The following is a 13939-nucleotide window of genomic DNA, read 5'->3' as shown; positions in this document are numbered from 1 at the left end:
GGGGTGGGTCAGACCTCGGCGAGGACGGCCTTCTCCAGCGTCTGCCCGTCCTCCTCCATCACCGGGCCGTACAGGTCGAAGGCGTGCGAGCGCGGAATGCGCCCCTCAGCGGCGGCCAGCCACAACATGCGCTGGACGTAACCCTCCATCGGCGCGGTGAACGTCGCGGCGGCCAGCCGATCGAGCCGCGCAGACGCCCGCTCGAACTCCCGCAGGTCGTTCCCGGCGAAGGCGCGCATCACGTCTCGGGTGACGCCCACCCGCGCGGCCGCGAGGCCGACCAGCGCCGCCTCGGCGCCCCACAGCAGCGACGGGCCGAACATCCGGTCCTCCCCGGTGATCGCCAGCCGTCCCGCCTCATGGGTGATCCGTATCGCCTCCTGGCATCCCATCGCGTCCGACAGCAGCGCCGCCTTCAGTCCCGCCACTCCGGGGTGGCGGACGATCTCCTTCAGTACGGCGGATGGGCAGGGCAGCGTGTAGAGATCGAAGGCGATCATGGGCAGCCCCGCGCCCCGCCAGACGGCATCGTGCAGGGCGAGCCGGTCGGTGGCGGAGGGGAACACCAGCACGCCGGCGGCCCCGAGCCCGGCGGCGACTCGCGCCTCCTCGACGACCCGCTCCACCGAACCCGGGGGCGCGTCCCGGGGAGCTGCCGAGCTGTCCGGTCGCGCCGTGCTCAACGTGACCGTGACTCCGCCCGTCTGTGTCTCATCAGGGACGCCGCCGACGCCGACCAGCACCGGCACTCCCAGGGAGACCGCGCACTCGATCACGGCGGACCGCACCGGCGGCGGCAGGAAGGGGCCGCGGCCGGTGTGGGCGAGCACCGCGAGCCCGTCGGCACCGTCGGCGAGCAGGCCGCGGAAATAGGCCGTCACCAGGTCGAGGTCCACCTCGCCCGAGGCCGTCATGGGGGTGGCCGCCGCCGCGAGCAACGTGCCGCGCAGCTGCTCCCGCAGCCGCGCGGCCTGTGACGATATATCCATCTAAAAGACTTTATTTGAGTCCGGTCATCGTAATGCTGTTGACCAGGTACCGCTGCAGGAGCGCGAACACCAGCAGGCATGGCAGCACCGACAGCGCGGCGGAGGCCATCAGCACGGCCAGCGACGACCCCTCCGTGCGCATCGACGCCAGCCCCACGGTGAGCGTGCGCATCTCGTCCGACTGCGCCATCACCAGCGGCCACAGGAAGTCGTTCCAGTGCCACAGGAACACGAACACCCCGAGCGTGGCCAGGATCGGCCTGATCAGCGGGATCACGATCTGCCAGTAGACGCGCCACTCGGAGGCCCCGTCGACCTTGGCCGCCTCGAACAGCTCGTCGGGCAGGTCGCGGATGAACTGCCGCATGAGGAAGACCGCCTGGGAGTTGGCCAGCGTCGGCACGATCAGTCCCCAGAACGTGTCCACCCCGCCGAGGTTGGAGATGAGCACGAACATCGGGATCAGCGTCGCCTGGGACGGCACCATGAGCGTCGCGAGGAACGCCCACATCATCGTGTCGCGCCCGGGGAAGCGCTTCTTGGCGAAGGCGTACCCGGCCATCGACGCGGTCAGCAGGGTGATCAGCACGGACACCAGCGCGTAGATCACCGTGTTGACCGTCCAGCCGGCGAACCCGGAGGACGACAGCAGGTCCACGATGGTGTCCAGGGACAGCGACTCCGGCCACTGCACGGGCAGGGTCGGCTCGCCCGGTGGCGACAGCGCCACCACGAACATCACGAAGAACGGGCTGACCGTGATCACCGACACGAGCGCGAGCAGCACCCACAGTGGCCATCGGAAGGACCCGCGCCGTGCCTTGACCGGAGGCTTCACGACCGCGGTGGCGGGCCGGGTGGCGGTGAGCGTCATGCGTTTCCCCGATCGAGCAGGCGGCGCTGGACCAGCGACACGACGAGCACCAGCGCGAAGAGCACGATGCCGATCGTGGCCGCGTAGCCGAGGTTGGAGAATTTGAAGCCCTGGTCGTACAGGCCGTAGATGAGCGTGTAGCTCGCCCTGGCGGGCCCGCCGCCGGTCATCACGTAGATGGTGTCGAACGTCTGGAAGGCGCCGATGGTCTCGATGACGACGACGAAGAACAGGGTGGGCTTGAGCAGTGGCAGCGTGATCCGGCGGAACCGCTGCCACGGCCCGGCCCCGTCGACCGTCGCCGCCTCCAGATAGGAGGCCGGGATCGACTTGAGACCGGCGAGCAGGATCAGCATGGAGTAGCCGAAGCCCTTCCACACCGACACCACCGCCAGCGCGGGCAGCACGAGGGCGGCCTCCTCAAGGAAGCCGACGGGGCCAAGGTCGAACTTGCCCAGCAGCCCGTTGATCATCCCGTCGAACTCGTAGATCCACCGCCAGATCACACCCGCCAGCACGAAGCTGGTGACGTACGGCAGGAAGAGCATGCCCCGGAACAGGCCGCGCATGAAGACGACCGCGTTGAGCAGCAGCGCGGTGCCGAGCGCGACGATGACGGTCAGGGGCACGTAGATCGCGACATAGACCAGCGTGATCCGCAGGCTGTCCCAGAACTTCGGGTCGTCGAGCAACCGGGCGTAGTTGTCGACGCCGACGAAGTTCCACTCCCCGCCGAGATTCAGGTCGGTCAGGCTCATGCCCCCCGCACCCAGGATGGGCACGAACCTGAAGACCAGGAAGAGCACCAGCATGGGGAGGACGAACAGCAGGCCCGCCATGGGGTCCCGCAAGCGCTGTCGCATCAGGTTCTCGCCTTTCGCACGTAACGGCCCCCGCCGCGATGGGGGCGAACCGCATCAGCCGCCGTTGGCCAGCAGCGCGTTGGCCTCCTTGGCCGCGTCGTCCAGGGCCGTCTTGGCGTCCTTCTGGCCGAGCAGGGCCGCCTGGATCTCCGGCGCGATCAGCGCCATCACCTGGCGGGCCATCGGGTGGGTGTCGCCCGGGAAGGCGTACTCCAGCGACTTGGCGAACTCCTGCACGACCGGAGAGATGCCGGGCACGGTCACGTCGGTACGCGCGGAGAAGAAGCCCGACTCCTTGGCCAGCGCCGCCGAGGCCTCCGGCGCGGACAGGAAGGCGGCGAACTTCTTGGCGGCCTCGGCGTTCGGCGAGTGCTTGGCCAGCACGAGCCCGCCGGGGATGCCGAACGCGACCTTCTTCGCGTTCTCCAGCGGCAGCCCGACACCGACGTTGTCGTCGCCGATCGCCGCGCCGAGCTGGGCGACCTGCAGCGCGGTGGCCGCGTGGTAGACGGCCGTCTTGCCCCCGGCCAGGGCGCCGCCCTCGATCTCGTTCTTCTTGGTCGCCGCGTTCTCCGGCAGGCCGCCCAGCTTCTGCAGGTCGAGCAGGAACTGCAGGGCCCCGATGCCCTCGGGACCGTTGAAGGCGACGCTCTTGCCGTCGGCGGCGAACACGCTGCCGCCGTTGCCCCACAGCAGCGGGTAGAAGCTCTGGTTCAGGCTGACCTCGGGGGCGCCGGGGTAGTCGAGGATCGCGACCTTCTTGGCGGCGAGCTTGGGCGCGGCGGCCTTGAACTCCTCCCAGGTCTGGGGGAACCCGGTCACGCCCGCGTCGGTGAACGCCTTCTTGTTGTAGATCGGCGCGGTGATGGTCTGGTAGATCGGCACGCCGTAGAGCTTGCCCTCCATGCTCAGCGCGGTGAGGGCGTTGGGCAGGAAGGAGGTCTTGGCGGCGGCCACCACGTCGTCCACCGGGGCCAGGGCGCCCTGCTTGGCGTACTGCGGGATCTGGTCGGGAGTGAGCACGACCAGGTCGAAGCCCTTCTTCGAGGCGAGCGCCGTCGTGATCTTCTCCTGACGGCCCTCCCAGGGCTGATGGTCGACCTTGAGATCGATCGTGGCGTTCTTGGCCTCGAAGTCCTTCTCGATCTTGGCCCAGAACGCCTGGTTCTTGGCCTGATCCCCGATCACGGGGTACATCCAGAGTGTCACCGTGCTCTTGTCCGACCCTGAGCCGGAGCCGCCGCATCCGGCGAGCACGACTCCCAGGGCGGCCGCGAGGCCGGCGAGCGCAACCTTCCTCATCGAGCCTTCCTTTCATTGGAAACACCGGCTTATTGGCAATACCGGTCCAGACCGAAATGTAGCGACCACCCTCATGAAGGGTCAATGCCCGACATCTGAACGTAACGACGGAATCCATCGGTGATCGCCGTGACGTGGTCGGCGGTGTAGTTCTCGTTCAGGTCCACGATCAGCAGCGTCTCGCCGACCAGGCGGTCCGCCTCGGGGCAGGCGGCCGGTGACGCCGACAGCGGGAATCTGGACGTGCCGTACATCGGCCCGTCCCACAGCGGTGCCCGGTTGAGCGGCTCGGCGAGGTACCCGGACCGGGCCGGAATCCCGTCGGCGGCCAGCCTTGCGGCGAGCTCCGGCGCTCCCCCGCCCGGCAGCACGACCGGGAAGTACCACCACGCGTGCCCGCGCGGATCGGGCAGCACGAGGCCCGGCAGCCCGGCCAGCTCCCGCAGCAACCGCGTGGCCCAGTGCCGCCGGGCGGCCACCACGCCCGGCAGTTTGGCCAGCTGCGCGCGGGCCACCGCGGCCTGCAGCTCGGTCATCCGGTAGTTGAGCCCGAAGCTCAGGTGGTGCCGCCCGCCGGCCCGATCCCAGCCCTTGTCGGAGAACAGCCGCATCGTCCGGGCCAGCGCGTCGTCGTCGGTGACCACGAGACCGCCGTCGCCGCAGGTGACGTGCTTCCACTGCTGCAGGCTGAAGCAGCCGATCTCGCCGGCGGCGCCCACCGGCCGGCCGCCGGGCAGCTCGCCCAGCCACGCCTGCGCGCAGTCCTCGATCAACATGATCCCGTGCTCGTCGGCGATCGCCCGCAACTCGTCCACGGCGGCGGGCGCGCCGAAGAGGTGCACCGCCATGATCGCCCTGGTGCGCGGGGTGATCGCGGCCCGCACGGCGGCCGGATCGAGATTCCCGGACAGCGGATCGACGTCGGCGAAGACAGGGATCGCGTTCTGCGCCAGGATGGGGGCCACGGTTCCGAAGTCGGTCATGGGCGTCGTTATGATCTCGTCGGCCGGGTTCGGAGCGGCCGCCACGACCGCGAGATGCAGAGCCGCGGTGCCCGAGCTGCACGCCACGGCGTGCCGGGCGCCGCACAGCTCGGCCATCTCGCGTTCGAGCGCCCTGGCCTCGGTGCCCCACACGGAGTTGAGCATCCCCGAGCGGATCACCCGCTCGGCGGCGGCCACCTCCTCGTCGCCGAGCGTCCTGCCGGCCGCTTCCGCGGCGCTGGGGAATTTCGGAATCACGCAACACCTCGCACAAGATAAAGTCATAGCGGTCTTGACCGTAATTTAGCCAGGAGGTTTCAGTGGGGATCCTCATCGGGGTGGTCGGCCCCCACGATCTGGTCGACGACGTGGCGGCCACCTGCGAGGAACAACCGGGTGTGAGCACGCTGCGGCTCGACTACGACCACGAGTCGCAGGCGCCCACGATCGTCGAGGCGCACGCCGGCGCGGTGGAGGGCTGGCTGTTCACCGGCATCGTGCCGTACATGCTCGCGCAAGAGGCCGACGTCCTCACGCGTCCCGCCGCGTTCGTCGACTACACGGGCGCGACCCTGCTCAGCGCCCTCGTACGGCTCCAGTACCAGGGCCATAACGTCACCCGCCTGTCCATCGACACCCTGTCGGGCGCCGACGTGACCGCCACGTTCGCCGAGGCCGGCCTGCCCACCGACGAGCTGCGGGCACTCCCCTGGCGCAGCGGCCTGACCTCGCGGTCGGCCATCGCCTTTCACCGCCGCGGCGGCGAGCACACCGCGATCACCTGCCTCAGCTCGGTGCACGAGGCGTTGCGCGGCAAACTCCCGGTGCTGCGCCTGGCTCCGTCGACGCACTCGGTCCGCGTCGCCCTGCGCCGGCTCCTGCTGTCTGCGGAGGGCCAGGCGCAGGAGGACGCGCAGATCGCGCTGGGCCTGATCGAGCTCGACGGCGAGGAGGGCCTGCTGCGCGAGGCGGCCGCGCTTGGCGGCACGCTCGCGGCCTTCCGGGGCGGCCTCCACCTGCTGGTCACCACCCGCGGCCCGCTGCACGACGCGACGGGCGGCTTCTCCTCCCTGCCGATGCTGTCGCGGCTGGCCGCCTACAGCCGGGTCGTGCGGGCCGGGTTCGGCCTGGGCCGCAGCGCCGCCGAAGCCGAGAGCCTGGCCCGCAGGGCGCTGGCCAGGGCCCGGCGCATCGGCGACGTGGCCGCGGTGCTGTCGCTGCGAGCCGACACCGACGTCGTGCTGGAGTCGGTCGCCCCGCCCCCGGCCAGCGAGACGAACCTGCCGCTCCTGGCCCGCCGGGTGGGCCTGTCGATGGCGACGCTGGAGAAGTTGCTGGAGGCGCGGGCGACGGTGGGCGATCAGCCACTGACCACCCGCGAGATCGCCGAACGGCTCGCGGTGCAGCAGCGCACGGCCCGCCGGATGCTGCACCGCCTGGAGCTGGCCGGGCTGGCCGAACGCACCGGTAACCTTTCCAGCGGCTCCAGCGGCCGCCCGCTGACGCTCTACCGCCTGACCCTTTAGCGCAGCCACCGGTCCAAGCCCTCGGCGACGAACTCGTCGTCGCGTAGCCACGGATAGGCCGCCCAGATCCGGTCGATCTCGGCGAGCTGCCCGGGGGAGAGCTCCTCCTCCAGATCCAGGCACCAGCGCCCGGCCAGCAGACCCTGGCGACGCAGAACCTCGTGGATACCGGGGATGCAGCCGCGGAAGCCGTGCTCGGCGTCGAAGATGGCGGCGTTGGCGTCGGTCAGGTGCCCATCGAGGGTGAGCAGCCTGCGCACGGCGGCGTCGTCGCCGCCGCGGGCGCGCCGCGCCTCGTCGAGCAGCTCGACCGCCCGCTTCACCCACACCGCCCACTGGCCAAGGAGACCGCCGACGAACTCGACGTCGACCTCCTCGCCGTCCACGACGACGCGATGCGAGGTGATCAGGTCCGACAGGATGTGGTCGTCGTTGCCGGTGTAGAGCGCCACCTGGCGGGTGCGCCCGGCCCTGACCACGCCATGGAGCACGTCCAGCGTCCGGTAACGGTTGAACGGGGCGACCTTGATGCCGGCGACCGCGTCAATCGAGGCCAGGCGCGTCCAGTAGTCGCGGGTCAGCGCCCGGCCGCCGACGGCGGGCTGCAGGTAGAAGCCGATCACCGGCAACACCTCCCCCACCGCGCGGGTCCGCTCGATGAGCTGATCCTCATCCAGCTCGCGATACGGGCTCAGCAGCACCATGTGGTAACCGAGCGAGGCCGCCAACTCCGCCTCCGCCACCGCCTGCGCGGTGCTCCCGGTCGCGCCCGCCACCAGCACCACCTCGCGCTCGTAGCCACGGACGGTCTCGGCGGCCAACTCCAGCACGGGAGGCAGCAGGCCCGTGCCGTGGAGCGCGAACTGGGTGGTGTGCACCCCGACGGCCAGACCGCCCGCCCCCGCCTCGACGTAGTAGCGGGTCAGCGCCCGCTGCCGCCGCTCGTCGAGCCGCCGGTCCTCGGTCAGCGCCAGCGGGTGCGCCGGTATGACTATGCCCTTGCGGAACAGGTCGTGGACGGAACCAGGTCTCTCAGGTGCCGTGCTGAGCACGTACGTTCCCCTTTCACTCTCGCCGATGCGGTCAGAACGCGCCGTCACGGCGCTCGAACTTGGTGGGCTTGCCCAGCAGCGCCCCCCCGTCACCCACCCAGCGGGCGATGTGCTCGACCAGTTCGGCAAGCGTGAGATCGGGGTAGCCGAACAGACCGTGGCAGCGCGAGGCGTTGGACAACAGCGCCGTGGAGGCCTCCTCGCCGATGAAGACCGGCTCCCTGCCCAGCAGGCGGCCGAGGTCGGTGGCGACCTGCCGTACCGAGACCAGCTCGGGTCCGGTCACGTTGAGCACGTACGGCGGAACGGAGGCCAGCAGCAGCGAGCGAAGCGTCACCTCGTTGGCGTAGCCCTGCCAGATCACGTTCACCTGGCCGGTGGTCACGTCTATGGCCTGTCCGGTGACGATCTTCTGCGCGAGGTCGACCAGCACGCCGTAGCGCGTCTCGACGGCGTAGTTGAGCCGGATCAGCGCCGTCGGCGTGCCGCGCTCCTCGGCGAAACGAGTGAGCACACGCTCGCGGCCCAGGCAGCTCATGGCGTAGTCGCCGACCGGCCCGGTGGGCGAGTCCTCGGTGGAACCACCGGAGGTGATCGGAACGAGCGGGTAGACGTTGCCCGTCGACAGCGCGGCGATCCTGCTGCCCGCGAACCGGTCGGCCACGCGACCGGGCAGGTAGGCGTTGGTGAACCAGGTGGCGTGCTCGCGCCCCTGGGTGCCGAACTTGGCACCGACGAGGAAGACCACGTTGGGCACGTCGGGCAGCTCCCGCAGCGCGTTCTCGTCGGCGATGTCGGCCGCCACGACCGTGGCGCCCTCGTCGCTGAGCTCCTGCGCCAGGCCAGGCTCGGAGAAACGCGACACCGCGATGACGCGCTTGCCGCCTCCGGCCGCCCTGACCCCGTTCAGCGCCAGGCGGACGAGGCTGGGGCCAAGCTTGCCTCCGGCACCGAGCACCATGATGTCGCCGTCGAGCTTGCCCAGATCCTCGACCAGCCCGTCACGGGGGCGTGACAGGCGTTCTTCCAGCTCTGCGATGGTCCGCACGCGGAACTCCTCACTCTCATTTACGGTCCAGACCGTAACTGGGAGAGAGTTCGGCTGTCAACGTCCGCCCGGCGTGCCGGGCGGACGGGATCCCAGCTAGGCGCAGGCCTCGCGGGCGGACACCAGCATGCCGAGTACGGCCCTGGTCTGCTCCCAGGGCACCGGGCTCGGGGCACCGCCCACCATGGCCGAAAACGCCTCCACGGTGCCCCGGTAGCCCAGGCCGGAGAGGGGGTCGGCGCCAGGCTCCACCACGACCTCGCGGGTGCCGGCGCGCGTGTGGACGCTGACCGTGTAAGACTCCTCGTCGGTGACCCCGATGACCTCCACGGCGCCGACGGCGCCGTTCTCCCAGGCCAGCGCCATGACGCCGGTATCCTCCGACTTCAGAGCGGTGTAGCAGCGGGTGGCGGCCGCCGCCCCGGCCAGCTTTACGGCAGGGCCGAGAAGGGCGACCAGCAGCTCCACGCCGTGCACGCCTATCGTCACCATCGTGCCGCCGCCCACGGCGGGGTCGTCCTGCCACGGGTTGTGGCCGCCCGCCCACAGGCCCACGTCGTGCCGTACGGTGGCCCGCACCGAGAGCACCTCCCCGAGGTCCTCGGCCACCAGGGCGGTGAAGGCGGGCGCGAAACGCAGCACCGAGGTGGACAGCACCAGCTCGGGCCGCGAGGAGGCCACCACGTTGACGGCGGCGAGCTGGGCGGCGGTCGCGGCGGCCGGCTTGTTGACGAAGCACGGCAGGTCCGCCGCCAGCACCCGGGCGAGCGCGGGAGCCACCCCCGGGTTGGGCACGGTCAGCACCACCCCGTCGGGGCGAGCGGCGAGCAGATCGTCCAGCCCGTCGGCGACCTCGGCCGCGGGGTGTTCCTCCGTGAAGCGGGCCAGCCGGGCCTGGTCCTCCTCCCACACAATGAGGCCGGCGCGGGAGGCGAGGATGCGGGCGTCGGTATAGGGGTGGCTGGTGGCCAGTCCGGCGATGGCGATGCGCACGACATTCTCCTGGTCGGTGAGAGGGCTACCGACCGTACCTCACGGGCCGAGCGGCGATCCTCCTGCTGCACCGGGCGCGACCCCTGCCCCTGGGCGCTCATCCCCATAGCCGACCGGCAGCGTCACCACGTCACATCCTCACTGTCAGTCGGTGATGGAAGCCCGGAAGCGGTAGCGGTCCCCTCGGTAGACCTGCACCGTCAGTTCGAGCGGCCGCCCGTCCTGGTTGAAGGAGAGCTGCTCGGCGACCAGCACCGGAGTCCCATCCTTGATCTCCAGCAGATCCCGCTCCCGGGTCTCGGGCTGCCGTGCCTCCACCGAGTAGTCCGCGACCCGGGGGAGCTGCGCCGGATCGGCGCTTCGCAGGGTCGCGTAGAGCGACGCAGCAGTGAAGTCGGTGTCGGCCAGCGCGGGACAGAGCGTCAAAGGCACCCGGTTGTGCTCCAGTACGACGACGAGGTCGTTAAGGAAACGCAGCCGCCGCATCTCGAACAGCGCGGCGCCCGGGCCGATGCGCAGCGTCTCGGCCTCATTCACAGTGGCCGGCCTGGTTCCCGATTCCAGCACTTGGCTGCGGGTGGTCAGGCCGTGCTTCAGGGCATAGTCGGCGAACCCCTCCACTGTGTGCCCGCCCGTCGGCGCGACCGTCCGACCACCTTCAGTGACGAACCAGCCGCGGGCCGCGGCGGACTCAAGCAGGCCCCGGTCCGCCAGTTCGGCCAGAGCGGCGCGCAGCGTTTCCCGCGACACCTCGTATCGCGTGGCCAGACTCCGTTCCGATGGCAGCCGGTCCCCCGCCCTGGCGCCGCCGGCCGAGATGTCATCCCAGAGCCGTGCGGCGACCTGGACGTAGCGGGGCAGGGCGTCATCGCTCAGCAGGCCTTTGGGGAAGGGAGGTACATCCAAGCCATCCATACCAGAACCATACCAGATTCTGACCATTGACGACCAAAAACCAGGCCAGTACTGTTCCAGCTTGTCGCCAGCTGTGAGAACGCGCCGCGACCCGGAACGTAGGGCAAGAACAGGAGCGGATCATGTGGAGCTTGTTGGACGAGGTGGTCCGGTGTCAGAAGACAGGTGAGCCCAGGGGCATCACCTCCGTCTGTTCGGCGCATCCGCTGGTGATCGAGGCGGCTATGCTCCAGGCGCGCGAAACCGGGAGGCAAGTCCTGGTGGAGGCGACCTCCAACCAGGTTGACCAGTACGGCGGTTACACGGGCATGCGGCCCGACGACTTCCGTGACCTGGTGTACGCCATCGCCGCCGAACAGGGTCTACCGCTGGACCGCGTCATCCTCGGCGGTGACCACCTTGGCCCCAACCGGTGGCGCGCACTGCCACCGGACCAGGCGATGGAGCGGGCCGAAACCCTTGTCGCCGCTTACGTCGCGGCCGGTTTCACCAAAATCCACCTGGACTGCAGCTTCCCCTGCGCGGGCGACCCCACGCCGCTCACCGACGACGTGGTCGCCGAGCGCGCCGCCCGGCTGATACGTGTGGCCGAGGACACGGCGGGGCAGCGCGGCGCCGCCCGGATCCGCTACGTGATCGGAACAGAGGTGCCGACGCCCGGTGGCGCTCACGAAACGCTGAACGAACTCATGCCCACCTCGGCGCAGGCCGCACGGGCGACCCTGGAACGTCACCGCGAGGCGTTCGCCGGGCACGGACTTGAGAACGTCTGGCCCCGCGTCATGGCACTCGTCGTCCAGCCGGGCGTGGAGTTCGACCATCAGCGGGTGATCGACTACCGACCGGAGAGGACCGCGGAGCTCGGAGCGGTCCTCAACGAGGAGCCCACCATGGCGTTCGAGGCGCACTCGACCGACTACCAACTGGCCGAAGCACTCACAGCACTGGTCAAGGACCACTGGGCCGTCCTCAAGGTCGGTCCCGGTCTGACCTTTGCGCTCCGTGAGGCGCTGTTCGCTCTCGCAGCCATCGAGGACGAGCTGGTGCCCGTGGGCGAACGGTCCCGACTGCCCGAGGCCGTCGAACAGCGGATGCTCGCCGAGCCCGACCGCTGGGAGGGTTACTACCCGAGCGACGACACTGAGCGGCGGCTCGCCCGGCGCTACAGCTACAGCGACCGGCTGCGCTACTACTGGCCGGATCCCGAGGTGACCGAAGCGCAGGAGCGGCTCCTCGGCAACCTCGCGGCGCGGGACATCCCTCTGCCGCTCCTCAGCGCCTATCTGCCCAATCAGTACGCGCGCGTTCGCCGCGGGGAACTCGCCGCGAAGCCGCGGGCATTGGTGATCGACCACATCCGCGATGTGCTGCGCGACTACGATCGCGCGTGCGATCCCCACCACCAGGAGTATTCGTGACCGGCCTTCCCAGCGCTCTGGCTCGCACCCCCGGGGCCAGTGACACTGTCCGTGAGATCATGCAGCAGCCCGGCATCTGGCGGGATATCGACGGTATCGTCGCCGCCTCCCGGGCCACGCTCGACGGCTTCCTCCAGCCCCTGATCGCTCGCGACCACCTGCGCGTGGTGCTCACCGGCGCCGGTACCTCGGGCTTCGCGGGGCAGGTACTGGCCACGACACTGGCGCGGCGGCTCGGGCGGCGAGTCGACGCCGTGTCCACCACGGACATCGTCGCCGACCCGCGAGGCTGCTTCGCCGAGGATCTGCCGACCCTGCTCGTCTCCTTCGCCCGGTCCGGGGACAGCCCAGAGAGCCTCGCGGCCACCGAACTCGCCGAACAGTGCCTGTCGGATGTGCACCACCTCGTGATCACCTGCAACGAGGAGGGGCGGCTGGCTCGGGAACATTCCGGGAGGACCACCTCGTATGTGCTCCTGATGCCGCCCGCCTCCAATGACCGTGGCTTCGCGATGACATCGAGTTTCACCGGAATGACGCTTGCCGCCCTGCTCGCCCTCGGTGGAACCGCCTATGCCGGTGTCGCGGAGCGGCTGGCTCGGGCAGCCGAGCGGATCACGCAGGACGGCATCTTCGACAAGAACATCGGCGCGCTACTGGCCCGCGATCCCGAACGGATTGTCTACCTGGGCAGCGGGGCTCTCAGGGGGCTGGCCGCGGAGTCGGCGCTGAAGGCGCTCGAACTGACCGGCGGGGCGATCACCACGACCTCGGACTCCGCCCTGGGATTCCGCCACGGTCCCAAGGCCGTGCTGAGTGAGCGCACCGTCGTGATCGTGTACGTGTCGAACGATCCGTACACCCGCCAGTACGACCTGGACATCATCGCGGAACTACGCTCGACCATGGCGCCCGGCAGTGTTATCGCGATCAAAGCCGGGACCGACAGCACGCCGGGCGAGGGGAACTGGCTGCTCCACGGTGTCGAGGACATCGAGGACGCGGCGCTGGCCCTACCCGCCGTCGTATGTGCCCAGCTCATCGGCCTCAACGCCGCTGTGCTCCGAGGAACTCGGCCCGACAACCCGTTCCCTTCGGGCGAGGTCAACCGAGTGGTGCAAGGTGTCACCCTGCACCGGTTGCAGCACTGACATCACAGCGGCACGGCGTTGACCGGGGCGCCAAATCGCAGGCCGCCTGCTGATCGGCTTCGACGGCGAACACATCACCGTGGAGGACAACGACACCTCCACCATCCACTACACCCTCGACGGAGTAGCCCACGACGGCGAGTTCAGCCTCCCCTGGCTCCTCGACATCCCGGCCAACGCCTGACCCACGACCACCTGGCGGGGCCGGCTCAGACGAGCCGCCACTCCTGGTTCTTCCGTCCCCTGACGCACGTCACCTGCTTGACGTTGGCCCCGTCCAGGATCAGACCGTTCTGCACGTCCAGGCACATACCGGTGTGCCGGACCACGACCGCGAAGTAACCGTTGTCCCGCTGGACGAGTTTCCACTCCTGATTGCGACGTCCGGGGACGCAGGTCCACAACTGGAGGCCGGCGTTGTTGTGCGTGTCGCCCTGCACCACCTCCATGCACAGGCCGCTGGCCACATCCCTGAAGTTGTAGTAACCGTCACTGGTCGCCGTCAGGTTCCACTCCTGGCCGTCATGGTCGTCGCTACACGGCCACTGCTGAACATCGGTCCCCAACTTCAGCTCATCACTCAGCGTGAACACGTCCAGGCACTTGTCGCTGTGCCGGGTCATCAGGATCGCAGTGAACCTGGCCCGAAACCCCTCCCGCGCACCGGCGGCCCCGCCGGCCGACGCCCGCGCGGCCGACGGGGCCGCGAGCAGGGCCGCCGCCAGGACAAACACCTGACCGGCGTGAAAAAGTCTCATCGGGCCTCCCGAGGCACTCCCTGAAGATCAACAAACCCTTGATAACACGAATCACCCAACGTAGCGA

General features: G+C 69.6%; 13 protein-coding genes. 3 read left to right on the top strand and 10 right to left on the bottom strand.

From position 1 onward, the window contains the following. Positions 1-8: 8 nt before the first annotated feature. The 5 genes from ACQP0P_RS17140 to ACQP0P_RS17120 all read right to left on the bottom strand — a co-directional run bounded on the left by ACQP0P_RS17140 (position 9) and on the right by ACQP0P_RS17120 (position 5269). Positions 9-989, bottom strand: a complete 981-nt coding sequence (locus tag ACQP0P_RS17140; RefSeq protein ID WP_433377561.1) for a dihydrodipicolinate synthase family protein — start codon at positions 987-989, stop codon at positions 9-11. A gap of 10 nt (positions 990-999) precedes the next feature. After that, positions 1000-1863 (bottom strand): carbohydrate ABC transporter permease, encoded by an 864-nt coding sequence (locus tag ACQP0P_RS17135; protein WP_433377558.1) that lies wholly within the window; start codon positions 1861-1863, stop codon positions 1000-1002. Next, the gene (locus tag ACQP0P_RS17130) at positions 1860-2726 is read right to left on the bottom strand and encodes a carbohydrate ABC transporter permease (RefSeq protein WP_433377555.1); all 867 of its coding nucleotides are present in this window, start codon (positions 2724-2726) and stop codon (positions 1860-1862) included. Before ACQP0P_RS17130 ends, ACQP0P_RS17135 begins: the two co-directional genes overlap by 4 nt. 54 nt (positions 2727-2780) lie before the next feature. Further along, entirely contained in the window at positions 2781-4028 is a 1248-nt protein-coding gene (locus ACQP0P_RS17125; RefSeq protein WP_433377552.1) for an ABC transporter substrate-binding protein, read from the bottom strand. A gap of 71 nt (positions 4029-4099) precedes the next feature. Beyond that, positions 4100-5269, bottom strand: a complete 1170-nt coding sequence (locus ACQP0P_RS17120) for a DegT/DnrJ/EryC1/StrS family aminotransferase (protein WP_433377549.1) — start codon at positions 5267-5269, stop codon at positions 4100-4102. A gap of 62 nt (positions 5270-5331) precedes the next feature. Here ACQP0P_RS17120 and ACQP0P_RS17115 point away from each other — a divergent pair, with 62 nt between their 5' ends. Next, positions 5332-6537 (top strand): hypothetical protein, encoded by a 1206-nt coding sequence (locus ACQP0P_RS17115; RefSeq protein ID WP_433377546.1) that lies wholly within the window; start codon positions 5332-5334, stop codon positions 6535-6537. On the opposite strand, the gene ACQP0P_RS17110 is transcribed toward ACQP0P_RS17115, so the two are convergent. The 4 genes from ACQP0P_RS17110 to ACQP0P_RS17095 all read right to left on the bottom strand — a co-directional run bounded on the left by ACQP0P_RS17110 (position 6534) and on the right by ACQP0P_RS17095 (position 10545). Then, positions 6534-7589: a dihydrodipicolinate synthase family protein gene (locus ACQP0P_RS17110; RefSeq protein WP_433377544.1), complete on the bottom strand. Its 1056-nt coding sequence runs from the start codon at positions 7587-7589 to the stop codon at positions 6534-6536. The two genes, ACQP0P_RS17115 and ACQP0P_RS17110, sit on opposite strands and share 4 nt — an antisense overlap. A gap of 31 nt (positions 7590-7620) precedes the next feature. Beyond that, positions 7621-8637: an NAD-dependent epimerase/dehydratase family protein gene (locus ACQP0P_RS17105; protein WP_433377541.1), complete on the bottom strand. Its 1017-nt coding sequence runs from the start codon at positions 8635-8637 to the stop codon at positions 7621-7623. Between the two features lie 96 nt (positions 8638-8733). Then, a complete protein-coding gene (locus tag ACQP0P_RS17100) occupies positions 8734-9630 on the bottom strand; it encodes a Gfo/Idh/MocA family protein (protein WP_433377538.1) in 897 nt (298 codons plus the stop codon). 144 nt (positions 9631-9774) lie between these two features. Then, positions 9775-10545, bottom strand: a complete 771-nt coding sequence (locus tag ACQP0P_RS17095; protein ID WP_433377535.1) for a GntR family transcriptional regulator — start codon at positions 10543-10545, stop codon at positions 9775-9777. Positions 10546-10667: 122 nt separating this feature from the next. Here ACQP0P_RS17095 and ACQP0P_RS17090 point away from each other — a divergent pair, with 122 nt between their 5' ends. Further along, the gene (locus tag ACQP0P_RS17090; protein ID WP_433377532.1) at positions 10668-11963 is read left to right on the top strand and encodes a D-tagatose-bisphosphate aldolase, class II, non-catalytic subunit; all 1296 of its coding nucleotides are present in this window, start codon (positions 10668-10670) and stop codon (positions 11961-11963) included. After that, the gene (locus ACQP0P_RS17085) at positions 11960-13114 is read left to right on the top strand and encodes an SIS domain-containing protein (protein ID WP_433377529.1); all 1155 of its coding nucleotides are present in this window, start codon (positions 11960-11962) and stop codon (positions 13112-13114) included. The genes ACQP0P_RS17090 and ACQP0P_RS17085 overlap by 4 nt, the downstream gene beginning before the upstream one ends. Before the next feature lie 209 nt (positions 13115-13323). On the opposite strand, the gene ACQP0P_RS17080 is transcribed toward ACQP0P_RS17085, so the two are convergent. Further along, the gene (locus ACQP0P_RS17080; RefSeq protein ID WP_433377526.1) at positions 13324-13872 is read right to left on the bottom strand and encodes an RICIN domain-containing protein; all 549 of its coding nucleotides are present in this window, start codon (positions 13870-13872) and stop codon (positions 13324-13326) included. Between the last annotated feature and the right edge of the window lie 67 nt (positions 13873-13939).

Origin of the sequence: Streptosporangium sp. CA-115845 (assembly GCF_050943795.1) — a bacterium.
In the GTDB taxonomy this organism is placed as follows: domain Bacteria; phylum Actinomycetota; class Actinomycetes; order Streptosporangiales; family Streptosporangiaceae; genus Streptosporangium.
This window is presented reverse-complemented; position numbering and strand designations above follow the sequence as displayed.